Annotated in this window: 23 protein-coding genes; all 23 read left to right on the top strand. The window is 46.9% G+C overall.

Annotated features, from left to right (window positions below):
- The first annotated feature begins 104 nt into the window (after positions 1 to 104).
- The 23 genes from der (at position 105) to hisC (ending at position 21,215) form a co-directional block, all read left to right on the top strand.
- Entirely contained in the window at positions 105 to 1,415 is a 1,311-nt protein-coding gene (gene der / locus QMZ64_RS01330) for a ribosome biogenesis GTPase Der (protein ID WP_243941088.1), read from the top strand.
- 15 nt (positions 1,416 to 1,430) lie between these two features.
- Complete coding sequence (locus QMZ64_RS01335) at positions 1,431 to 2,471, top strand: NAD(P)H-dependent glycerol-3-phosphate dehydrogenase (RefSeq protein ID WP_165427421.1); 1,041 nt, start codon at positions 1,431 to 1,433, stop codon at positions 2,469 to 2,471.
- A gap of 321 nt (positions 2,472 to 2,792) precedes the next feature.
- Entirely contained in the window at positions 2,793 to 2,996 is a 204-nt protein-coding gene (locus QMZ64_RS01340; protein ID WP_145653165.1) for a DUF2768 domain-containing protein, read from the top strand.
- 22 nt (positions 2,997 to 3,018) lie between these two features.
- Positions 3,019 to 3,735: a hypothetical protein gene (locus tag QMZ64_RS01345; RefSeq protein WP_165427420.1), complete on the top strand. Its 717-nt coding sequence runs from the start codon at positions 3,019 to 3,021 to the stop codon at positions 3,733 to 3,735.
- Between the two features lie 200 nt (positions 3,736 to 3,935).
- Positions 3,936 to 5,414: a stage IV sporulation protein A gene (spoIVA, locus tag QMZ64_RS01350; RefSeq protein ID WP_020451964.1), complete on the top strand. Its 1,479-nt coding sequence runs from the start codon at positions 3,936 to 3,938 to the stop codon at positions 5,412 to 5,414.
- A gap of 417 nt (positions 5,415 to 5,831) precedes the next feature.
- Positions 5,832 to 6,110 (top strand): non-specific DNA-binding protein Hbs, encoded by a 279-nt coding sequence (hbs, locus tag QMZ64_RS01355; protein WP_003183006.1) that lies wholly within the window; start codon positions 5,832 to 5,834, stop codon positions 6,108 to 6,110.
- 209 nt (positions 6,111 to 6,319) lie between these two features.
- The gene (gene folE, locus QMZ64_RS01360; protein ID WP_020451963.1) at positions 6,320 to 6,889 is read left to right on the top strand and encodes a GTP cyclohydrolase I FolE; all 570 of its coding nucleotides are present in this window, start codon (positions 6,320 to 6,322) and stop codon (positions 6,887 to 6,889) included.
- Positions 6,890 to 6,916: 27 nt separating this feature from the next.
- Entirely contained in the window at positions 6,917 to 7,147 is a 231-nt protein-coding gene (mtrB, locus tag QMZ64_RS01365) for a trp RNA-binding attenuation protein MtrB (RefSeq protein ID WP_023857455.1), read from the top strand.
- 144 nt (positions 7,148 to 7,291) lie between these two features.
- The gene (locus QMZ64_RS01370) at positions 7,292 to 8,068 is read left to right on the top strand and encodes a heptaprenyl diphosphate synthase component 1 (protein ID WP_265626561.1); all 777 of its coding nucleotides are present in this window, start codon (positions 7,292 to 7,294) and stop codon (positions 8,066 to 8,068) included.
- Positions 8,069 to 8,070: 2 nt separating this feature from the next.
- A complete protein-coding gene (locus QMZ64_RS01375) occupies positions 8,071 to 8,769 on the top strand; it encodes a demethylmenaquinone methyltransferase (protein ID WP_165427417.1) in 699 nt (232 codons plus the stop codon).
- 29 nt (positions 8,770 to 8,798) lie between these two features.
- On the top strand, positions 8,799 to 9,761 hold the full coding sequence (gene hepT, locus QMZ64_RS01380; RefSeq protein WP_165427416.1) for a heptaprenyl diphosphate synthase component II: 963 nt from the start codon (positions 8,799 to 8,801) through the stop codon (positions 9,759 to 9,761).
- 124 nt (positions 9,762 to 9,885) lie between these two features.
- Positions 9,886 to 10,332, top strand: a complete 447-nt coding sequence (ndk, locus tag QMZ64_RS01385) for a nucleoside-diphosphate kinase (RefSeq protein ID WP_243941079.1) — start codon at positions 9,886 to 9,888, stop codon at positions 10,330 to 10,332.
- 140 nt (positions 10,333 to 10,472) lie between these two features.
- Complete coding sequence (locus tag QMZ64_RS01390) at positions 10,473 to 11,240, top strand: CheR family methyltransferase (protein WP_165427414.1); 768 nt, start codon at positions 10,473 to 10,475, stop codon at positions 11,238 to 11,240.
- Between the two features lie 71 nt (positions 11,241 to 11,311).
- Positions 11,312 to 12,484, top strand: a complete 1,173-nt coding sequence (gene aroC, locus QMZ64_RS01395; protein ID WP_265626566.1) for a chorismate synthase — start codon at positions 11,312 to 11,314, stop codon at positions 12,482 to 12,484.
- Positions 12,484 to 13,572 carry a 3-dehydroquinate synthase gene (gene aroB, locus QMZ64_RS01400; RefSeq protein ID WP_265626568.1) on the top strand — a complete coding sequence of 363 codons (1,089 nt, stop codon included), beginning with the start codon at positions 12,484 to 12,486 and terminating at the stop codon, positions 13,570 to 13,572. Before aroC ends, aroB begins: the two co-directional genes overlap by 1 nt.
- Positions 13,569 to 13,952 (top strand): chorismate mutase, encoded by a 384-nt coding sequence (gene aroH / locus QMZ64_RS01405; protein WP_165427411.1) that lies wholly within the window; start codon positions 13,569 to 13,571, stop codon positions 13,950 to 13,952. Before aroB ends, aroH begins: the two co-directional genes overlap by 4 nt.
- A gap of 246 nt (positions 13,953 to 14,198) precedes the next feature.
- Positions 14,199 to 15,746: an anthranilate synthase component I gene (gene trpE, locus QMZ64_RS01410; protein WP_265626570.1), complete on the top strand. Its 1,548-nt coding sequence runs from the start codon at positions 14,199 to 14,201 to the stop codon at positions 15,744 to 15,746.
- Positions 15,718 to 16,734 (top strand): anthranilate phosphoribosyltransferase, encoded by a 1,017-nt coding sequence (trpD, locus tag QMZ64_RS01415; RefSeq protein WP_265626572.1) that lies wholly within the window; start codon positions 15,718 to 15,720, stop codon positions 16,732 to 16,734. Before trpE ends, trpD begins: the two co-directional genes overlap by 29 nt.
- On the top strand, positions 16,727 to 17,485 hold the full coding sequence (trpC, locus tag QMZ64_RS01420; RefSeq protein ID WP_265626574.1) for an indole-3-glycerol phosphate synthase TrpC: 759 nt from the start codon (positions 16,727 to 16,729) through the stop codon (positions 17,483 to 17,485). The genes trpD and trpC overlap by 8 nt, the downstream gene beginning before the upstream one ends.
- A complete protein-coding gene (locus QMZ64_RS01425; RefSeq protein ID WP_265626576.1) occupies positions 17,485 to 18,141 on the top strand; it encodes a phosphoribosylanthranilate isomerase in 657 nt (218 codons plus the stop codon). Before trpC ends, QMZ64_RS01425 begins: the two co-directional genes overlap by 1 nt.
- A complete protein-coding gene (gene trpB / locus QMZ64_RS01430) occupies positions 18,122 to 19,348 on the top strand; it encodes a tryptophan synthase subunit beta (RefSeq protein ID WP_265626578.1) in 1,227 nt (408 codons plus the stop codon). Before QMZ64_RS01425 ends, trpB begins: the two co-directional genes overlap by 20 nt.
- Entirely contained in the window at positions 19,317 to 20,120 is an 804-nt protein-coding gene (gene trpA, locus QMZ64_RS01435) for a tryptophan synthase subunit alpha (protein WP_243941064.1), read from the top strand. Before trpB ends, trpA begins: the two co-directional genes overlap by 32 nt.
- Positions 20,121 to 20,129: 9 nt before the next feature.
- Entirely contained in the window at positions 20,130 to 21,215 is a 1,086-nt protein-coding gene (hisC, locus tag QMZ64_RS01440) for a histidinol-phosphate transaminase (RefSeq protein ID WP_265626581.1), read from the top strand.
- Positions 21,216 to 21,253: the final 38 nt, after the last annotated feature.

The following is a 21,253-nucleotide window of genomic DNA, read 5'->3' on the forward strand; positions in this document are numbered from 1 at the left end:
GAATAAGAAGGGTTTCTTTCTTCAAACTGATTTTTTGAAAAGAGAAACAAATGATGATTCATTTAAAGATGGAAAAGCTTTACTGAATTGAAAGGAAGGGTACTATGGGAAAACCTGTCGTAGCCATAGTTGGAAGGCCCAATGTGGGGAAGTCCACGATCTTTAACAGGATCGCTGGCGAAAGAATTTCGATTGTGGAAGATACACCTGGCGTGACGCGGGATCGGATATACAGCTCTGCCGAGTGGCTGAATCACGACTTCAACCTGATTGATACAGGCGGAATCGAAGTCGGCGATGAGCCGTTTTTGGCGCAGATTCGCCATCAGGCCGAGATCGCCATGGAAGAAGCAGATGTGATTATTTTCATGACGAACGGCCGCGAAGGCGTCACGGCTGCTGATGAAGAAGTGGCAAAAATTTTATACCGTACAAAAAAACCCGTCGTTCTGGCGGTTAATAAAGTGGATAATCCTGAAATGAGAGCAAGCATATACGATTTTTATGCCCTCGGCTTTGGCGAGCCGTACCCGATTTCAGGGACGCACGGCCTCGGTCTCGGCGATCTGCTTGACGCGGTCAGCGAACATTTTAAAAACATACCCGAAACGAAGTATGAGGATGAGGTCGTTCAATTTTGCCTCATCGGCCGGCCGAACGTCGGAAAGTCCTCTCTTGTAAACGCCATGCTTGGAGAAGAGCGCGTGATCGTCAGCAATATTGCGGGAACAACGCGCGACGCCATTGACACGAGGTTTACATACAATCAAAGAGACTTTGTCATCGTTGATACAGCCGGGATGAGAAAAAAGGGAAAAGTGTATGAGGCAACTGAAAAATATAGCGTCCTTCGGGCTTTAAAGGCGATCGACCGCTCAGAAGTCGTCTGCGTCGTCTTGGACGGCGAAGAAGGCATCATCGAGCAGGACAAGCGGATTGCCGGCTATGCGCATGAAGCGGGAAAAGCCGTTGTCATCGTCGTAAACAAATGGGATGCAGTCGAAAAAGACGAGCGGACGATGAAAGAATTCGAAGAAAAGGTTAGAGACCATTTTCAATTTTTGGACTACGCGCCTGTTTTGTTTATGTCCGCTTTGACGAAAAAGCGCATCCATACGCTGATGCCTGCAGTCATGACGGCAAGCGAAAACCATTCGATGAGGGTGCAGACCAATATTCTTAATGATATCATTATGGATGCAGTGGCTATGAACCCGACGCCGACGCATAATGGCAACCGCTTAAAAATTTATTATGCGACACAAGTGGCTGTGAAGCCGCCGACATTTGTCGTATTTGTCAATGATCCTGAGCTGATGCATTTTTCTTACGAACGCTTTTTGGAAAACCGGATACGCGACGCCTTCGGATTTGAAGGAACACCAATCAAGATTTTCGCAAGAGCAAGAAAATAAAGAGGTGTAGTAAAAATGACAAAAGTATCGATTTTGGGAGCCGGAAGCTGGGGAACAGCCTTGGCGCTCGTTTTGGCGGACAACCAGTACGATGTGTGCATTTGGGGCCATCGTGAAGAACTGATTCAGCAAATCAATGAACACCATGAAAACAAAGATTATCTGCCGGGTGTCAAACTTTCTGAAAACGTGCATGCCACAACAGATCTCGAAGCTGCAGTGGCCGATGTCAAGACGATCATCGTCGCCGTTCCGACAAAAGCGATCCGCGAAGTTCTCGCACAGGCTGTTTCCTTCATCGACCAAAAGGCGATTTTTGTACATGTTTCAAAAGGAATTGAGCCTGACACACTGCTTCGCATTTCTGAAATGATGAAAGAAGAAATTCCGGCTGAATTAAGGGAGGACATCGTCGTTCTGTCCGGACCGAGTCACGCGGAAGAAGTCGGTTTAAGACACCCGACGACGGTAACCGTATCTGCCGACAGCAGCATTGAATCAGCACAGGCGATCCAGGATATGTTTATGAATCAGAATTTCCGCGTGTATACCAATCCGGATATGATCGGCGTAGAGATCGGCGGCGCCCTGAAAAACGTCATTGCGCTTGCCGCGGGCATTACAGACGGTTTGGGATACGGAGATAATGCGAAGGCCGCGCTGATTACAAGGGGCTTGGCAGAAATCGCCCGACTCGGCACGAAAATGGGCGGAAACCCGCTGACATTCTCGGGGCTTACGGGAATCGGGGATTTGATCGTCACCTGCACGAGCGTCCATTCACGAAATTGGCGAGCCGGTAATATGCTGGGTAAAGGCTTCAAACTGGATGAAGTTCTGAAAGAAATGGGGATGGTCGTTGAGGGGGTCCGCACGACAAAAGCCGCTTATCAGCTTTCAAAGAAATTTGATGTGAAAATGCCGATCACCGAAGCATTGCACAAAGTATTGTTTGACGGCGAAAAAGTTGAGACGGCAGTCGAATCATTGATGGCGAGAGTCAAAACGCACGAGATGGAAGATCTTGTGAACACATTCGAAAATCAAATAAAATGACCACCCCATCACCAACTTTTATACTCTCCTCTAAGTTCGTTTAAAAAAACCGAAACATTTTGGAGACTTAGGCAAGAGAGGATACATTTGTCCGAAGACTTGCATAAAATAGAATCGAAGTCTGGAAGAGCTGTATCTTACCAATTGGGTTATATAGTCACAATCGTTATGCCTGAAGCAAAGCCCCCCTCTTTGCTTCAGGTTTTTTTGCGCCTTTTTCCGTTTCGAAATATTGGAAAAGCTGTTGAACTTCTGGTTTTTCTTATATAAAATGAAATATAACGCTTACATCACAAGAAAAGGTAGAAGGAGGGCTTCAATGTGAATGTCGGTCTGTTAAAAATGTGGTTTGCCTTGGGATCAATGGGCCTGATGTTCTTAGCGGTGATTGCCATATACATAAGCAGATATAAATTTAAAAACCGTTTTTTAAAAGTGATCACGTCGTTCGTCGCCTATACATGTATGCTCATCTCCGGCGTGATCGTCTTTTTTGTCGTCTTCAGCGGTCCCGTCAACGAATAAAGCATAAAAAAGGAAGATTCATATGAAAATCGTAAACGCACTGCTTGTTACTGTATTGACCGCAATCATGTTAAGCGGCTGTTTGTACCCTGAAGAAAGAAAGGCGAAAAACAGCGTGCCGTATCAGCACCAGCTCAAAGAAGTGCAGGCGGCCGTTGATGAATTCAGGGAGGCGACGGGAGGGCTTCTGCCGATTAAGACAAGGGATATGAGCGTGCCAATCTATCAAAAATACCCTATCGATTTTAACAGGCTGTCCCCCCGGTATATGGCTGAGCCGCCGGGCACTTCCTATGAAAGCGGCGGAGAGTACTTGTACGTCCTTGTCGATGTAGAAAAAAAGCCGACGGTCAAGCTCATTGATGTAAAAATGTCGGAAATGATCAGGGAGTTAAAGCTTCGGGTCGAAATGTATAAAGATCAGCACAAGTATCCGCCGTATAAAAAAGTCGTATCCAATCACTTATTCATGCTTGACCATGAAAAGCTCGGACTGAAAGAGGCGCCTTCTGTGACGAGTCCGCTTTCCGGCACCTCGCTGCCGCTTCTCGTCGATGAAAAAGGCGACATTCAAGTGGATTACCGAATGGATTTGGCCAACCTGATGAAGCGGTCGAAAAAAACGGTAAAGCCGGGTGAGGAAATCCAGGATTTGATGTGGGAAGAAACGCCATTTGTTCCGGCATTTTCGGTAAAGTATACAGTGAATGACAAACAGGAACCTGTTTTTCTCGAATAGATATCGGTCAAAATGCAAGTATCAGTCATGAACCTTTCTCCTCAGCATACAATGAGGAGAAAGGTTTTTTCATGTATGCCGAAAAAATTTCCCTAAGCTGTCATATTGAAATAGGACAACGTCATACACTATAGTGTCCTGTTTTTGATTGATGAAGAAGTAAAAAATTGAAAAGGATTGGAAGTCCGGGAGGGGATCACTTGGAAAAGGTCGATATTTTCAAGGATATCGCTGAACGAACAGGAGGCGATATATACTTAGGTGTCGTAGGAGCTGTACGTACAGGAAAATCTACGTTTATCAAAAAATTTATGGAGCTAGTGGTGCTCCCGAATATCAACAATGAAGCAGACCGGGCGCGCGCACAAGATGAGCTTCCCCAAAGTGCCGCTGGCAAAACCATTATGACAACTGAACCGAAGTTTGTTCCGAATCAGGCAATGTCAGTTCATGTCAGTGACGGACTCGATGTGAATATAAGGCTTGTCGACTGTGTCGGCTATACTGTACCCGGAGCAAAGGGATACGAGGATGAAAACGGGCCGAGAATGATCAACACTCCTTGGTATGAAGAGCCGATTCCGTTTCATGAAGCTGCCGAAATCGGCACGAGAAAAGTCATCCAGGAGCACTCCACCATCGGTGTTGTCATTACGACTGACGGCACGATTGGAGAAATCGCCAGACAGGATTATATCGAGGCTGAAGAACGGGTGATCGATGAGTTAAAAGAGGTTGGAAAACCGTTTATCATGGTCATCAATTCCGTAAGGCCGTACCATCCGGAAACGGAAGCGCTCAGGCAAGAGCTGATGGAGAAATACGACATTCCGGTGCTGGCGATGAGCGTTGAAAGCATGAGGGAAGCGGACGTTCTGAGCGTTCTCAGAGAAGCGCTTTACGAATTCCCTGTACTCGAAGTCAACGTCAATCTTCCGAGCTGGGTCATGGTGTTAAAAGAGAATCATTGGCTCAGGGAAAACTATCAAGATTCCGTTAAAGAAACCGTCAAAGATATTAAAAGACTGAGAGATGTCGACCGCGTCGTCGGACACTTCAGCGAATTTGATTTTATCGAGCGCGCCAGCCTCGCCGGAATTGAAATGGGCCAGGGGATCGCCGAAATCGATTTGTACGCGCCGGATTACCTGTACGATGAAATTTTGAGGGAAGTCGTCGGCGTAGAAATCAGAGGAAAGGATCACCTCCTTCAGCTCATGCAGGATTTTGCCCATGCCAAGACCGAATATGATCAAGTATCAGATGCGTTGAAAATGGTAAAACAAACCGGCTATGGAATCGCTGCTCCCGCATTAACCGATATGAGCCTTGATGAACCGGAAATCATCAGGCAGGGGTCTAGATTCGGAGTCCGGCTGAAAGCGGTGGCGCCGTCGATTCATATGATCAAAGTCGATGTGGAGAGCGAGTTTGCGCCAATCATCGGAACAGAGAAGCAGAGCGAAGAGCTTGTCCGCTATTTAATGCAGGACTTTGAGGATGATCCGCTGTCAATCTGGAATTCCGACATTTTCGGAAGGAGCCTGAGCTCCATCGTCAGAGAAGGGATTCAGGCGAAGCTGTCACTCATGCCTGAAAATGCAAGATATAAGCTGAAGGAGACGCTCGAACGCATCATCAATGAAGGCTCAGGCGGCTTGATTGCGATCATCTTATAAAAGGGAAGGCCTCTTATCATACGGGAGGTCTTTTTTTCATGCCTGAAACAGGCTGAACAGGCGCCGTGAAAGGGATTGAGGCGGCAGGGGCAAGCGGCTGGAAATATAGGAAAGATTATGATTAAAAAAGGAAAAACAGGAATATTTGTTCGTTTCATTCTGCTTAAACCTTGACGAATAAGGGATCATCGCTTTAAAATGCTTGATATGGTTATTCAGATGTGTTAATCTACATACAGAAAATCTTCACTTTACTGGACAAACGTTCCTCTCAAAGTGAAATTTTCACTGATAGCCGTGAAATGCCTTTTCTATATTTATTTGAAATTTCTGTTCAAACAGGTATAGAAACAGGTTGAACTGTGAAGAAATGATGATAATCTATTGTTTGATACCTTTTGGGAGGAGGTGAAAGGCATGAACAAGACAGAACTAATCAATGCGGTTGCAGAAGCAAGCGAACTATCTAAAAAAGACGCTACAAAAGCAGTTGATTCTGTTTTTGATACAATTTTAGATGCACTTAAAAACGGTGAAAAAATTCAATTGATCGGTTTTGGTAACTTTGAGGTTCGTGAGCGCTCAGCTCGTAAAGGACGCAATCCTCAAACAGGTGAAGAAATTGAAATCCCTGCAAGCAAAGTACCTGCTTTCAAACCAGGTAAAGCGCTTAAAGACGCTGTAGCAGGAAAATAATTGTATGTATATATGCCGTTTTCGCGCGTAATACATACCATGTTGTTTCTTCACAGGAAAGCCCCTTTTCAAAGGGGCTTTTCATAATTTTAAGGCTTTTTTTCAGACGGAAAACATTTTGCCGGCAAAAAACCTTTCATTTTGCTTTTATAAGCTGAAGTGTGCTAGAATCTGAATTAAATGTATGCGTTTCTGGAGGATATAAAACAATGAGAGAAATCAACAAAGAACAAATTGAACAAGCTGTCCGGCAAATATTGGAGGCAATCGGAGAAGATCCGAACCGTGAAGGCCTTCTTGATACACCGAAAAGAGTCGCGAAAATGTACGCCGAAGTATTTGCAGGGTTAAACGAAGATCCGAAAGAGCATTTCAAAACGATTTTCGGCGAGGATCACGAAGAGCTTGTTCTTGTTAAAGATATTCCCTTTTATTCAATGTGTGAGCACCATTTAGTCCCTTTCTACGGGAAAGCCCATGTAGCCTATATCCCTAAAGGGGGAAAAGTGACAGGGCTCAGCAAATTGGCGAGAGCCGTTGAAGCGGTGGCAAAGCGCCCGCAGCTGCAGGAGCGGATTACGTCAACAATCGCCGACAGCATTGTTGAAACGCTGACTCCGCACGGTGTCATGGTTGTTGTTGAAGCCGAGCATATGTGCATGACGATGCGCGGCGTGAAAAAGCCGGGTTCAAAAACTGTCACTTCAGCCGTAAGAGGAACGTTTAGACAAGATGTAGCCGCTCGCTCTGAGGTGTTGGAGCTTATCAAAACATCATGATTAAAAATGAGAAGGTGTGCGATGAACATGACCAATAATCAATCGAATGATTTTGTCGTTATCAAAGCCGTTGAAGACGGCGTCAACGTGATCGGCCTGACGAGAGGCACGGACACAAGATTTCATCATTCAGAAAAGCTTGATAAAGGAGAGGTGATGATCTGCCAGTTTACCGAGCACACCTCTGCGATCAAGATCCGGGGCGAGGCCCTGATTCAGACGGCAAACGGCGAGATGAAAAGCGAGTCGAAAAAATAGAAAGCCGGCCTTTTATGGCCGTTTGCGTGGCATAAGACAATATCTTTCAACATAATTATGGTATAATTAAACTTTCTCCGCTCAAAAAAGATACATAATCAATCAAAAAGAAAAACTGCGAATTTTGGGACAAGGGTGATATCTTTGCAAGACATCTACGGACAATTATCTTATTTGAAAATCAAGCTGAATCAAAAGCTTTCACATCCATATTTGGCGAAGCATTTGACTGCGCCGAAAGTTGATGAGGATAAGCTGTTTCTTTTCTACGCTCTGTTTGAGGAAACGGATTTAAAAGAAGCTGACAAGGAAAGTTACATCTTAACGGCGATGCTTGTTCAAACAGCCCTTGATACCCATGATGAAGTTACGACCGCAGCTTCAATTAAGCAGGACGACTATAAAAACCGCCAGCTGACCGTATTGGCCGGTGATTATTTCAGCGGCATGTACTACTCGCTGTTATCGGGTATGAAGGATATTTATATGATTCGGACGCTCGCTGCGGCCATCAAAGAAATAAACGAACATAAAATCAGGCTTTACGACCATTCCGCAAAAGATGCGGACAGCCTGAAAAAAAGCGTCAGCATAGTGGAAGCTGCACTTTTTCACCATCTCGCCGACCACTTTTACCTGCCTCACTGGAAAACAGCCGCCAATGACTTTCTTGTGTTTAAAAGGTTTGCGGCCGAAGAAAAAGCTTCAGATTCCAGGCTGCTGGAGACGATCATACAGAAAGAGTTTCCGGAAGGCCAGGCTTCATGCGGACAGCTGGCTGCTGCGGCTTATGAAGAAGCCAAGCTTGCGATCAACCAGTCTCTTGCTGCAAAGCCCGCCTTCCAAAAATGGCTTCTGAAACGCCTGCAGGAAATTCGGCCTGAAAAACGAACTTATCATCAGAAAGTGGAAGAAGGGTAATCATGGTGCAGTCAAAAGAACAGCGCGTACACGGCGTGTTTGAAAAGATTTATAAAAATTACGACCAGATGAACTCCGTCATCAGCTTTAAACAGCATAAAAAATGGCGCGACAAAACGATGCGGCTCATGAACGTACCAAAAGGAGCCAAAGCGCTTGACGTCTGCTGCGGGACCGGCGACTGGACAATCGCGCTCGCTGATGCGGCCGGAGAGACAGGGGAAATCAAGGGCCTTGATTTCAGCAAAAACATGCTGAGCATCGCGGAACAAAAGACCGACAGCTACAGCCAGATCGAATTGATCCACGGCAACGCGATGGAACTGCCCTTCCCGGACAATACGTTCGACTATGTCACCATCGGCTTCGGGCTTCGCAATGTCCCCGACTATTTAACCGTATTAAAAGAGATGGCGCGCGTGGTAAAACCCGGCGGCCAGGTTGTATGCCTTGAGACGTCCCAGCCTGAAATGTTCGGGTTCAAACAGCTGTACTTCCTGTACTTCCGTTTTATTATGCCCATGTTTGGAAAGCTGTTTGCCAAAAGCTTTAAGGAGTATTCATGGCTTCAGGAATCGGCCAGGGAATTTCCTGGTATGAAAGAGCTTGCCGCATTGTTTGAAGAGGCTGGATTAGAAAATGTTCAATATCATCCGTTCACAGGCGGCGTAGCGGCTACACATGTCGGCTGGAAGCGATGATGACTACAGAAATACTCGGGTGAATCGATATGAAATTGACAACGTTTTATTCTTTTTTGAATGACGATATTGAATTGATAGAAAAAGAGCTTGAAAAGACCGTGCACTCCGACTATCCATTGCTCAGTGAAGCGAGCCTGCATTTGCTGCAGGCCGGAGGCAAGCGGATTCGTCCTGTGTTTGTCCTGCTTTCCGGCATGTTCGGTGAATACGATATTAACAAAATTAAAAATGTCGCTGTTTCATTGGAATTGATACATATGGCTTCGCTCGTACACGACGATGTCATCGATGATGCGGAGCTGAGAAGGGGACAGCCTACAATCAAGGCGAAGTGGGATAATCGGATTGCAATGTACACAGGTGATTATTTGTTCGCTCGCTCACTTGAAGCGATGACGAAAATAAACGAACCGAAAGCCCATGAAATCTTGTCCAAGGCGATTGTCGAAGTCTGTCTTGGAGAAATTGAACAAATCAAAGATAAATATAATATGGAGCAAAACCTCAGAACCTATTTGAGGAGAATCAGGCGCAAGACAGCCCTTCTGATCGCGTCGAGCTGCCAGCTTGGCGCCATTGCTGCCGGTGCAGGTGAAAACATTCATAAAACGTTGTACTGGTTTGGCTATTATGTCGGCATGTCCTATCAAATTATTGATGACATCCTCGATTTCACCTCAAGCGAAAAGGAGCTTGGCAAGCCTGTGGGCAGTGATCTGCTTCAGGGGAATGTCACGCTTCCCGTATTATATGCACGGAAATCGCCTGAATTAAAAGCGCGGCTGATGCTGGTCAACAGTGAAACGACTCCGGAACAGATCAAACCAGTGATCGAAGAACTGAAGAAAACCGATGCCATAGAACAATCGTTCAGAATCAGCGAAATGTATTTGAACAAGGCTTTTGAACTGCTTGAGACGCTCCCGAAAAACAGGGCGCGGACGGCACTGGGCCAAATTGCGAAATACATCGGCAAACGAAAGTTCTAAAAAACGTCAAATGAGTCGAAAGTATGAATATTCTCCACCCTTTATTGATTAATTGTTTGAAAAATGCTATATTTCTGTTGTAGTGTTGAAAGCCTATACATATTAGCGGGGTGGAGAATCGACTATGGAAAAAACCTTTGTGATGGTAAAACCTGACGGCGTTCAGCGTCAGCTGATCGGCGAAATTTTGTTAAGATTCGAACGTAAGGGCTTACAATTAATCGGAGCCAAGCTGATGAAGGTCTCAGAAGAGACGGCAGGCGAGCATTATAAAGAACATAACGGGAAACCGTTTTTCGGCGAGCTTGTCGACTTTATTACTTCAGGCCCGGTATTCGCCATGGTGTGGGAAGGCGAGGACGCAATCGCGGTCGCCAGACAGCTGATCGGGAAGACGAACCCTAAGGAAGCGCTCCCAGGAACAATTCGCGGAGACTTCGGCATGTTTGTCGGAAAAAATATCATTCACGGTTCAGATTCTCTTGAAAGTGCAGCACGCGAAATCAACTTGTTTTTTAAAGAAGACGAACTTGTTGAAGGCGAGAAGTTAATGAATCAATGGATTTACTAAAAATCAGCTGAAAAGCTGATTTTTTTATATGGATCTGAATGGCTGCCGCCGGGCAGGCTTTTTTCTTTTTAAAGATACAAATTTAAAAGAAAACAAGCTATAATTGTACTCATATCAGCACGACGATTAGGAGAGAAAACATGGACAATTACAGTTTCTTCGTTGATAAATGGAAAAAAATAACTGGTGTGGATTTGGCATTGTACAAAGAGGCGCAAATGAAAAGAAGGCTAACATCTCTTTATGAAAAAAAGGGGTACGGCGATTTCCGCGAATTTGCGCTCGCTTTAGAAAAGAATGAAGCTCTTCTGCAGGAAACGCTGGACAGGATGACGATTAATGTTTCAGAATTTTACAGAAACTATAAGAGGTGGGAGGTACTCGAAAAAACCATCCTTCCGCTTTTAAAGCCTGCGAAAACATTGAAAGTATGGAGTGCGGCGTGTTCAACCGGTGAAGAGCCATATACATTATCGATGATTTTAAGCAGACAGAAAAGTCTCTCAGACTATCAGATCATCGCAACAGATATCGATGACAAAGTTCTTGCGAAAGCGAAAGAAGGCGTGTATCAGGAAAGATCTCTGCAGGAAGTGCCGAAAGAGATAAAGGAACTTTATTTTACGCAAGACGGAAACCGGTTTGCCGTCAAAGACGAGATCAAGAAAAACATTCGCTTTCAAAAACACAATTTACTGGCTGATGCATATGAGAAAGATTTTGATATCATCGTATGCCGAAATGTTCTCATATATTTTACAGAGGAAGCAAAAGAGAAGATCTATCATAAGTTCAGCGGCAGTTTGAAGAATAAGGGAGTTTTGTTTGTCGGAAGCACGGAACAGATCTTCAATCCGGAAAAATACGGTTTTCAATCGACAGATACGTTTTTCTATCAAAAAAGTTAGCTGACTTTTTATAAAAGGTTATGTTATAGTTTTACTTAAAAGCGTTAATGTGATGAAGGGAGAACGAAAGCATGAGGTATTTAACAGCCGGTGAATCTCACGGTCCGCAGCTTACGACAATTATCGAAGGAGTCCCAGCAGGGCTTTATATCACAAAAGAAGACATTGATTACGAGCTTCAAAGACGTCAAAAAGGCCACGGCCGCGGACGCCGGATGCAAATCGAAAAAGATCAGGCGCGGATCACAAGCGGTGTAAGGCACGGGCGTTCTCTTGGATCGCCGATCGCTCTCGTCGTCGAAAACAATGACTGGAAACACTGGACGAAAATCATGGGATCAGAGCCGATCACAGCTGAAGAAGAAATCGAAATAAAACGACAGATTTCAAGGCCGAGACCGGGTCACGCCGATTTGAACGGCGCGATCAAATACGGGCACAGAGATATGCGCAACGTGCTTGAACGTTCATCTGCCAGAGAAACGACCGTCCGTGTGGCAGCAGGAGCCGTCGCCAAAAAGATCCTTTCCCAGCTGGGCATTCAAGTGGCCGGCCACGTGCTGGAGATCGGCGGAGTAAAAGCCGAAAAGACAAATTACGAATCGATCGAAGACTTGAAAAAAGTAACCGAAGAGTCCCCTGTCAGATGCTACGACGAAGAAGCGGGCAGAAAAATGATGGACGCGATCGATGAAGCAAAAGCAAATGGCGATTCGATCGGCGGAATCGTTGAAGTGATTGTTGAAGGGGTGCCGGTAGGAGTCGGCAGCTATGTCCATTACGACCGCAAACTCGACAGCAAGCTGGCTGCCGCCGTGCTGAGCATCAATGCTTTTAAAGGTGTTGAATTCGGCATCGGCTTTGAAGCTGCACGCAAAAACGGCAGTGAAGTCCATGACGAAATCATTTGGGACGAAGAAAAAGGCTATACGCGCGCTACAAACCGTCTCGGCGGCCTTGAAGGCGGGATGACAACGGGAATGCCGATTGTTGTCAGAGGCGTGATGAAGCCGATTCCAACCTTATACAAACCGCTCAAAAGCGTTGATATCGAGACAAAAGAGCCGTTTACAGCAAGCATCGAGCGTTCCGATTCCTGCGCTGTCCCTGCCGCAAGCGTGGTGGCTGAAGCGGTTGTTGCATGGGAAATCGCAAAGGCGATCGTCGAGCAGTTTGGCGTTGACCAAATGGACCGGATCGCTGAAAATGTTGAGAAAATGCGAAAGCTTGCGAGGGAGTTTTAATGAAATCACTTCAAATCGAAACCGCTTCTTTGGCCTACCCGGTGTTCATCGGGGGAGGCATTAGAAAAAACGCGGCAGAACTCTTGTCATCCTTGAACCTTCCGATGACGAAAGTGCTATTGATCACCGACGAAGAAGTTGATAAACACTATGGAGAAGAACTGTTCGGCCTTCTCCGCAGCAAATGGCCCGTCAAAAAGGTCGCGGTGCCAAGCGGTGAACAGGCCAAATCAATCGATATGTTTATGAAGCTCCAGACGGAAGCCATTCAATTTCACCTTGACCGTTCGTCATGCATTGTGGCGCTGGGCGGCGGCGTTGTCGGCGATCTTGCAGGGTTTGTCGCTTCAACTTTTATGAGGGGCATCGATTATGTGCAATTCCCAACGACTCTGCTGTCTCATGACAGCGCGGTCGGAGGGAAAGTTGCCATTAATCATCCGCTCGGAAAAAACTTAATCGGCGCTTTTCATCAGCCGAAGGCGGTGGTTTATGATACCGAGTGCTTGAGCACGCTTTCTGAAAAAGAAATGCGCTCAGGTCTTGCGGAAGTCATTAAGCACGCATTTATCCGTGATGAATCTTTCTTGAACGAATTGCTTAAAATTGATTCAATAAAAGCGATTACGACCGGCCAGCTCAGTGAAATGGTGTACAAAGGCATTTCGATTAAAGCGGAAGTTGTCTCACAAGACGAGCGCGAACAGGGAATCAGGGCCTATCTGAACTTTGGGCACACGCTTGGCCACGCCGTTGAAGCCGAATACGGCTATGGAGAGATGACCCATGGCGATGCCGTCGCTTTAGGCATGCAATTTGCTTTATTTGTCAGCGAGAAGGTGCTGAATTGTCCTGTTGACCGCACAAAAATCGCCGCCTGGCTGAAAAGTCTCGGCTATCCGGAAAGCGTAAAACGCGAAGTGTCGACAGAAGCTCTGATCAACCGGATGATGAACGATAAAAAAACACGCGGAGGCATCATTCAGTTTGTCTTGCTGGATAAGATCGGCAGTGTGCAGCTGCACTCCTTTAAAGCCGAAGAAATCGAACGATGGCTGAATATGTGGAGATTGGAGGGAGACAAATGATGATGCGCGGAATTCGGGGAGCGACGACAGTTGACCGGGATACAGAAAAAGACATTACGGAGCGGACGAAGCAGCTGATCGGAAAAATGATCGATGAAAATCAGCTCAAACCTGAACAAGTCGTGCAGATTTTAATTTCTGCTACTTCTGATATTCACGCTGCTTTTCCCGCGAAGGTCGTCAGAATGTTTGACGGCTGGCAGCATGTGCCCGTCATGTGCATGCAGGAAATGGATGTTGAACACGCTCTTAAAAAATGCATCAGAGTGATGATGACGGTTCAGACGGATATGCGGCAGGATGAAGTCCGCCACGTTTATTTAGAAAATGCCGTAACGCTCAGGCCTGATTTATCATTGACAAAAAATACTGAATTGTAATACGATTGTAGAAACCTTGAAATACACAGGAGTGTGTATGGGGTTTTAGTTTAGAAAAGCTGAGTATGAGACTAGGGTAGATTGAGAATGAGCTGAGATGAGCTGAGTTGAGACAAAACGTTTATTCATTCTACCCAAAAGACATGTTCTTTTGGGTTTGTTTCGTTTTCCCCTCTTCAATTCAATCATTTGTCCTCTAAAGGCCTTCTTCTCATTCTCTCCGCCTCTATAAGGAGTGAGAGATTGTTGAGTCTGCAAACCGATTTTGCCTCTTTTTCAGAGGATACTTCACACTTTAAAACGATACCGATAATCGAGAATTTTTCCGTCGATACGTTGACGCCCGTTCAACTGGTCGAGAAGCTGCAGGAAGACATCGTGTATTTGCTGGAAAGCCAGGATGAAACCTCCGCATGGTCAAGATATTCTTTCATCGGCTTAGACCCCTTTTTGACGATCAAAGAAGAATGCGGCCGGTTTCACGCCTGCGATCAAAAGCAGAAGAAGCTTTATTCAGCTTCACAGTTAAAAGAAATTCTCGAATGGATGTCAGAGACGTATTCGATCAAAGCGCCTGAGCTCGACATCCCGTTTACAGGGGGAGCGGTCGGCTATTTAAGCTACGATTTAATGCCGCTCATTGAACCGTCGATCAAAGGGCACAGCAAAGAAACGGAGATGGAAAAATGCCTCCTGTTTGTCTGCCGGACGATGATCGCTTATGATCACGAGCTGAAAAAGCTGCATTTCATCCACTATGCAAGGCTTGAAGGCAGTGAAACAAGGGAGGAAAAACAGCGCATTTTCAAAAAAGGGAAAGAAGAGCTCAAACAGCTTACACACAGGCTGTCAGACCGGAAAGCGCCGAAAGAGCTGTTTCTCCCGCAAGGCCGGCACACGGCCCCCAGCTTTGAAGGGGTTCAATCAACATATGAGAAATCCCGGTTTCTGGCCGATGTCGATCGCTTGAAAGAGTACATTAAAGCGGGAGACATTTTTCAAGGCGTCCTTTCGCAAAGGTTCGATATTCCGGTGAAGGTCAGTTCTTTTGAGTTATACAGAGTGCTGAGAATGGTCAACCCGTCCCCGTACATGTACTACATGAAGCTTCCTGACCGCGATCTTGTGGGAAGTTCGCCTGAACGCCTGATCCATGTTCAAAACGGTCATCTTGAAATTCATCCGATCGCCGGTACGAGGAAAAGAGGCGCTGATCAGGCTGAGGATAAGCGGCTCGAAAAAGAGCTTTTGGCTGATGAGAAAGAAAAAGCGGAACATTACATGCTCGTCGATTTGGCGAGAAATGATATCGGCAGAGTAGCTGAGTACGGATCTGTCCAAGTGCCCGAGTTTACGAAAATCGTTTCCTTTTCACATGTCATGCACATCATTTCGATCGTAACCGGCTCTTTAAAAGCGGGCGTTCATCCGGTAGACGCTTTAATGAGCGCATTTCCGGCCGGAACTTTGACCGGCGCTCCGAAAATCCGCGCGATTCAGCTTTTGAATGAGCTCGAGCCCGAACCGAGGGAAACCTACGGGGGATGCATTGCTTATATCGGATTTGACGGAAATATCGATTCATGCATCACGATCCGGACGATGAGCGTGAAAAACGGAGTGGCGTCCATTCAGGCCGGAGCAGGCATCGTAGCCGACTCCGTGCCTGAAAAAGAGTGGGAAGAGACGTGTAATAAAGCGGGGGCTCTGTTAAAAACGATTCAAATCGCAGAAGAAATGTTTCTCGAAAAGGGGGAGGACGGCAATGAACGAACTGCTGAAATCATGCGTTAACGGAGGGACAATGAATGAAACCGAGGCATACAGCATCATGCGTGATATGATGACCGGCTCGCTGAGCGCCGCGGAAATCGGAGCCCTCCTGTCCGTTCTCGCCTACAGGGGAGAAACGGCTGAAGAGATTGCGGGATTTGTCAGAGCCATGCGGGAGCAGGCACATACAATAGACGGGCCGGAACATGTTGTCGATACGTGCGGAACCGGAGGAGACGGAAGCTCCACCTTCAATATTTCCACAGCGGCGGCGATCATCGCTTCATCAGCCGGGGCAAAAATCGCAAAACACGGGAATCGTTCGGTTTCTTCAAAAAGCGGGAGCGCTGATGTTCTCGAATATCTCGGCGTTTCAATTCAGACGTCGCCTGAAGAAACAATTCAAAGCATTGAACACCGCAACATGGGGTTCCTGTATGCGCCAAGCTATCACTCTTCCATGAAGCACGTGGCCGGCGCAAGGAAGGATCTGGCTTTCAGAACCGTATTCAATCTGCTCGGCCCGCTCAGCAACCCGATGAAAGCCAAACGCCAGGTGATCGGCGTCTACTCGATCGAAAAAGCAAAGCTCATGGCCCGCGCTCTTGAAGCGTTTGAAACGGAACACGTATTGTTTGTGTCGAGCAGGGACGGCCTTGATGAACTGTCGATCACATCGCCGACAGATGTTATTGAACTGAAAGGCGGCAAAACGTACGAATACACCGTTGAGCCTGGCGATGTCGGTCTGCCGCTCGGCAGGCTGAGCGACATTCAGGTGGCGACGCCTGAAGAAAGCGGCCGTCTCATCGTCGATATTTTGAAAAACCGCGCTCCGGATTCGGCTGTTCATATCGCGGCGTTTAACGCCGGAGCCGCTTTATACGCCGCAGAACAGGCAGCGGATTTAAAAGAGGGCGTTGCGCTCGCTTTAGAAGCTGTTGCAAGCGGAGAGGCGCTCAATCAGCTGGAGCGATTAAAACAGAAAGAGGAAGAGTTGTATGCTTAATCAAATTATTGATAGAAAACGAGAAGACATTCTAAAGATCGAACTGCCGGAAGATTTAAAGCTGCCAAAGCGGTCATTTAAAAAGGCGCTCCTTTCTCCGAACCGGTTTATCGCTTTAATTGCGGAGGTGAAAAAAGCTTCTCCGTCAAAAGGCGTGATTCAGGAAGATTTTGAGCCCGTAAAGATCGCTAAACAGTACGAACAGGCTAAAGCCGATTGTTTATCTGTTCTGACAGATACACCTTTTTTTCAAGGGAGGAACAGCTATTTGTCAGATGTGAAACGCTCGGTTTCCCTGCCTGTTCTGCGCAAGGATTTTATCATTGATTCCATTCAGATTGAAGAAGCGGACCGCATCGGAGCGGATGCGATCCTGCTGATCGGAGAGGCGCTTGAACCGCAAAAGCTGTTTGAACTCTACCGGCAAGCCGCTGAAAAAGGCATGGATGTGCTCGTCGAAGTTCATGGTGAAGAGACGCTTGAGGGCATTTTAAATGTCTTTACACCCGAAATCATCGGCGTAAACAATCGAAATCTAAAAACCTTTGAAACGTCCGTCGGGCAAACAGAGCGTATGGCAAAACTCGTTCCGTCAGGGACCGTTCTCATCAGCGAAAGCGGCATCGGAAAACCGGAAGACCTCGCATTTGTAAAAGCGTGCGGAGCCCGGGCCGTGCTTGTCGGCGAATCGTTGATGAGAGAGCCGTCACAGCTGAAGGCTGTCCATGCGTTATTCGGAGAGAACGGATGATGGAGAAACCGAGCTTAAAATATTGCGGGATTCATTCATTGGAAGATTTAAAGGTGACAGCCCGCTCGAAAGCCGATTATCTCGGATTTATTTTCGCCGAAAGCAAACGATCGGCAGACCCGGAGGATGTGAAACTTTGGTGTGGCAAAACGGATACAGCAGGTAAAAAGCTTGTCGGCGTCTTTGTTAATGAGAACATTTGCAGAATAGCAGAAATCGTAAAAGATGCCGGTTTGGACGTGATCCAGCTTCACGGAGATGAAACGGCGGCAGACATCAAGCGGCTGAAAAGCATGACAGACTGCGAGATTTGGAAGGCACTCCATCATAGGGATGATACCGTTCAGCGAATGGCATCTTTCGCACCTTACATCGACGGGTATGTCATCGACTCATCTGTTAAAGGGATGAGAGGAGGAACGGGCGTTTCGTTTTCGTGGGACAGCGTCCCAAAGTATAAAGATGCAGCACAAAGAGAGGGAAAACGCCTGTTTATCGCCGGGGGCGTGAACCCGGATACAATCGCAGATCTTGTAAAGCGGCGCACGCCGGGAATCGACCTGGCAAGCGGAATTGAAGAAAGAGGCAAGAAAAGCGAAAAGCTGATCAGCCTTCTAGAAGAAAGGATGTTCGAACATGTATTCATATCCGAATGAACAAGGCAGGTTTGGTGATTTTGGCGGGAAATTCGTCCCGGAAACACTCATGCAGCCTTTGGAAGAAATCGAAAAAGCGTTTCTTGAACTGAAAGACGACCCTTCATTTCAACAGGTTTATCAAAAACTTTTAAATGACTACTCAGGCAGGCCGACGGCTTTGACATTCGCAGACCAGCTCACAAAACAGCTGGGCGGAGCGAAGATTTACTTAAAAAGAGAAGATTTAAACCATACAGGCGCCCACAAAATCAACAATGCCCTCGGCCAGGCGCTCCTGGCCAAGAAAATGGGGAAAACAAAGCTCATCGCTGAAACCGGCGCAGGACAGCACGGCGTGGCTGCGGCGACGGTCGCTGCAAAGTTCGGCTTGTCATGCATTGTCTTTATGGGTGAAGAAGATGTTGCCAGACAATCGCTGAACGTGTTTCGGATGAAGCTCTTGGGAGCGGAGGTCGTTCCGGTGTCAAGTGGAAACGGGACATTAAAAGATGCTACAAACGAGGCGATCCGCTACTGGGTTCAGCATTGCCAGGATCATTTTTACATGATCGGTTCCGTCGTCGGGCCGCACCCGTATCCTTATATCGTCCGCGAATTTCAACGGATGATCGGCGAAGAGGCGAAAGCGCAGTTTTATCAATTGGAGCAAAGCCTCCCAGATAAAGTTGTCGCCTGTGTCGGAGGCGGCAGCAATGCGATCGGGATGTTCAGCGCGTTCATTGAAGAAACTGTTGAACTGATCGGAGTCGAAGCTGCGGGAAAAGGTGTCGACACCCCCCTTCATGCGGCAACGATCACAAAGGGGACAAAAGGCGTCATCCACGGTTCTTTGACCTACTTGATCCAAGACAAGTACGGACAGATCATTGAGCCTTATTCCATCTCAGCCGGACTTGATTATCCGGGGGTCGGCCCCGAGCACGCGCATCTTCATCAAACAGGGCGCGTCACGTATGAATCTGTCACAGATGATGAAGCGGTCTCGGCATTAAGGCTGCTGACAGAGACAGAGGGCATTTTGCCGGCTATTGAATCCGCCCATGCATTGGCAAAAGCATTTGACATCGCTAAAGAACTGCCGAGAGAGAAAAGTGTTCTCGTCTGCCTTTCAGGCAGGGGAGACAAAGACGTCCATACCTTGATGAAGGTGTTGGAAGAAGAGGTGAATCAAGATGTTCAATCTGAAAAATCAGCCGTCCGATAAGTTATTTGTTCCGTTTATTACAGCGGGAGATCCGCTGCCTGAAATCTCGATCGAGCTGGCGAAATCCCTTCAGGAGGCGGGGGCGTCCGCCCTTGAACTCGGGGTTCCGTATTCTGATCCGCTCGCTGACGGCCCGGTGATTCAGCGCGCGTCCAAAAGGGCGCTTGACAACGACATGAACATCGTAAAAGCGATCAGGCTTGGCGGTGAAATGAAAAAAAACGGCGTCCATATTCCGATTATTCTCTTTACGTATTATAATCCTGTGTTACAATTAGATACAGATCACTTTTTCGCTTTACTGCGACAAAATCGGCTAGACGGACTCCTTGTACCGGACCTTCCTTTTGAGGAAAGCGTATATTTGCAGCAGCAGTGTAAAAAACACGGGATTACCTATATTTCGCTGGTCGCGCCGACAAGCGAATCGCGTATTCAAAAAATAACGCAGCAGGCGGAAGGTTTTGTGTATTGCGTTTCTTCGCTCGGTGTGACAGGTGTGCGCAATGAATTCGAAGATTCTGTTTCTTCATTTATCAGGTCTGTTAAAGGAATGAGCTCCGTCCCGGTTGCCGTTGGGTTTGGGATTTCCAGCTCCAAACAAGTGGAGATGATGAATGAACTGGCGGACGGTGTTGTCGTGGGAAGCGCCCTTGTCAGAAAAATCGAAGAGCTGAAAGACGAACTCATCGCTCCTGAGACAAGGGAACAAGCCTTAAAGGCGTTTGAGGCATACGCTAAGACATTTAGCGGATCGTACATGGTAAAATGAGGTGACAGAATGTTGCAAATTAAAGAACAGTTAAAACAATTAACGCCTTACAAGCCGGGCAAACCCATTGAAGAGGTCAAAAAAGAATTCAACCTCGACCGGGTCGTCAAGCTTGCTTCAAATGAAAATCCTTACGGCTGTTCGGAAGCGGCAAAAGCAGCGCTCCAGACCGAAGTGCAGCAAATGGCTCTCTATCCTGACGGCTATAGTGCGGCATTGAGAACAAAGCTTGCCTCCCATCTCGGCGTAAACGAAACGAACATCATCTTGGGAAACGGAACAGACGAAGTCATTCAAATTATTTCCCGCTCTTTGTTGGACCCTGTCTCAAACACTGTAATGGCGAATCCGACATTTTCACAATACAAGCACAATGCTGTCATAGAAGGAGCGGAAGTCAGGGAAATCGGCCTGCTTGAAAACGGCTGCCACGACCTTGATGCAATGCTGGAGGCGATCGATGAACAGACGAAGGTTGTCTGGGTTTGCAGCCCGAACAATCCGACCGGAACGTATGAATCCGGCCGCAACCTGATCCGTTTTCTTGAAAAAGTCCCTGAACATGTCCTTGCTGTCGTCGATGAAGCTTATTACGAATACGTAACGGCTGAAGACTACCCTGAGACCATTCCGCTTTTAGAACGCTTTCCGAACCTGATGATTCTCAGGACGTTTTCAAAAGCTTACGGTTTAGCGTCTTTGAGGGTCGGCTACGGGATTGCCTCTGAACAGCTGATTCAGGCGGTTGAGCCGGCGAGACAGCCGTTTAATACAAACCGGCTCGGCCAGGCTGCGGCGCTTGCCGCCCTTGGCGATCAGGCATTTATCGACGATTGCGTGAGAAAAAACAATGAAGGGCTCAAACAGTACTACGATTTCTGTGATGAGCACGGACTAACTTACTATCCTTCACAAACGAACTTTGTGCTGATCGATTTTAAACGGGATGCAGACGAACTTTTCCTGGAGCTGCTGAAAAAAGGCTATATCGTCAGATCGGGGAATGCGCTCGGCTTTCCGACATTCCTTAGAATATCGGTCGGTACGAAGGAACAGAACGAAGGCTTGTTGAAAACGTTAGCCGGCATGTTGTAAGAGGTGATGATTCAGTCACCTCTTTAGTCTATTGATGA

The sequence above is a fragment of the Bacillus sp. LB7 genome (genome assembly GCF_030449715.1).
Lineage (GTDB): Bacteria > Bacillota > Bacilli > Bacillales > Bacillaceae > Bacillus > Bacillus paralicheniformis.

Bases quoted from the DNA above. Each gene is read 5' to 3' on its own strand.
- der (WP_243941088.1), top strand. From the start codon at position 105: ATGGGAAAACCTGTCGTAGCCATAGTTGGAAGGCCCAATGTGGGGAAG.
- QMZ64_RS01335 (WP_165427421.1), top strand. From the start codon at position 1,431: ATGACAAAAGTATCGATTTTGGGAGCCGGAAGCTGGGGAACAGCCTTG.
- QMZ64_RS01345 (WP_165427420.1), top strand. From the start codon at position 3,019: ATGAAAATCGTAAACGCACTGCTTGTTACTGTATTGACCGCAATCATG.
- hbs (WP_003183006.1), top strand. From the start codon at position 5,832: ATGAACAAGACAGAACTAATCAATGCGGTTGCAGAAGCAAGCGAACTA.
- folE (WP_020451963.1), top strand. From the start codon at position 6,320: ATGAGAGAAATCAACAAAGAACAAATTGAACAAGCTGTCCGGCAAATA.
- mtrB (WP_023857455.1), top strand. From the start codon at position 6,917: ATGACCAATAATCAATCGAATGATTTTGTCGTTATCAAAGCCGTTGAA.
- QMZ64_RS01375 (WP_165427417.1), top strand. From the start codon at position 8,071: ATGGTGCAGTCAAAAGAACAGCGCGTACACGGCGTGTTTGAAAAGATT.
- hepT (WP_165427416.1), top strand. From the start codon at position 8,799: ATGAAATTGACAACGTTTTATTCTTTTTTGAATGACGATATTGAATTG.
- ndk (WP_243941079.1), top strand. From the start codon at position 9,886: ATGGAAAAAACCTTTGTGATGGTAAAACCTGACGGCGTTCAGCGTCAG.
- QMZ64_RS01390 (WP_165427414.1), top strand. From the start codon at position 10,473: ATGGACAATTACAGTTTCTTCGTTGATAAATGGAAAAAAATAACTGGT.
- aroC (WP_265626566.1), top strand. From the start codon at position 11,312: ATGAGGTATTTAACAGCCGGTGAATCTCACGGTCCGCAGCTTACGACA.
- aroB (WP_265626568.1), top strand. From the start codon at position 12,484: ATGAAATCACTTCAAATCGAAACCGCTTCTTTGGCCTACCCGGTGTTC.
- aroH (WP_165427411.1), top strand. From the start codon at position 13,569: ATGATGATGCGCGGAATTCGGGGAGCGACGACAGTTGACCGGGATACA.
- trpD (WP_265626572.1), top strand. From the start codon at position 15,718: ATGAACGAACTGCTGAAATCATGCGTTAACGGAGGGACAATGAATGAA.
- trpC (WP_265626574.1), top strand. From the start codon at position 16,727: ATGCTTAATCAAATTATTGATAGAAAACGAGAAGACATTCTAAAGATC.
- QMZ64_RS01425 (WP_265626576.1), top strand. From the start codon at position 17,485: ATGGAGAAACCGAGCTTAAAATATTGCGGGATTCATTCATTGGAAGAT.
- trpB (WP_265626578.1), top strand. From the start codon at position 18,122: ATGTATTCATATCCGAATGAACAAGGCAGGTTTGGTGATTTTGGCGGG.
- trpA (WP_243941064.1), top strand. From the start codon at position 19,317: ATGTTCAATCTGAAAAATCAGCCGTCCGATAAGTTATTTGTTCCGTTT.
- hisC (WP_265626581.1), top strand. From the start codon at position 20,130: ATGTTGCAAATTAAAGAACAGTTAAAACAATTAACGCCTTACAAGCCG.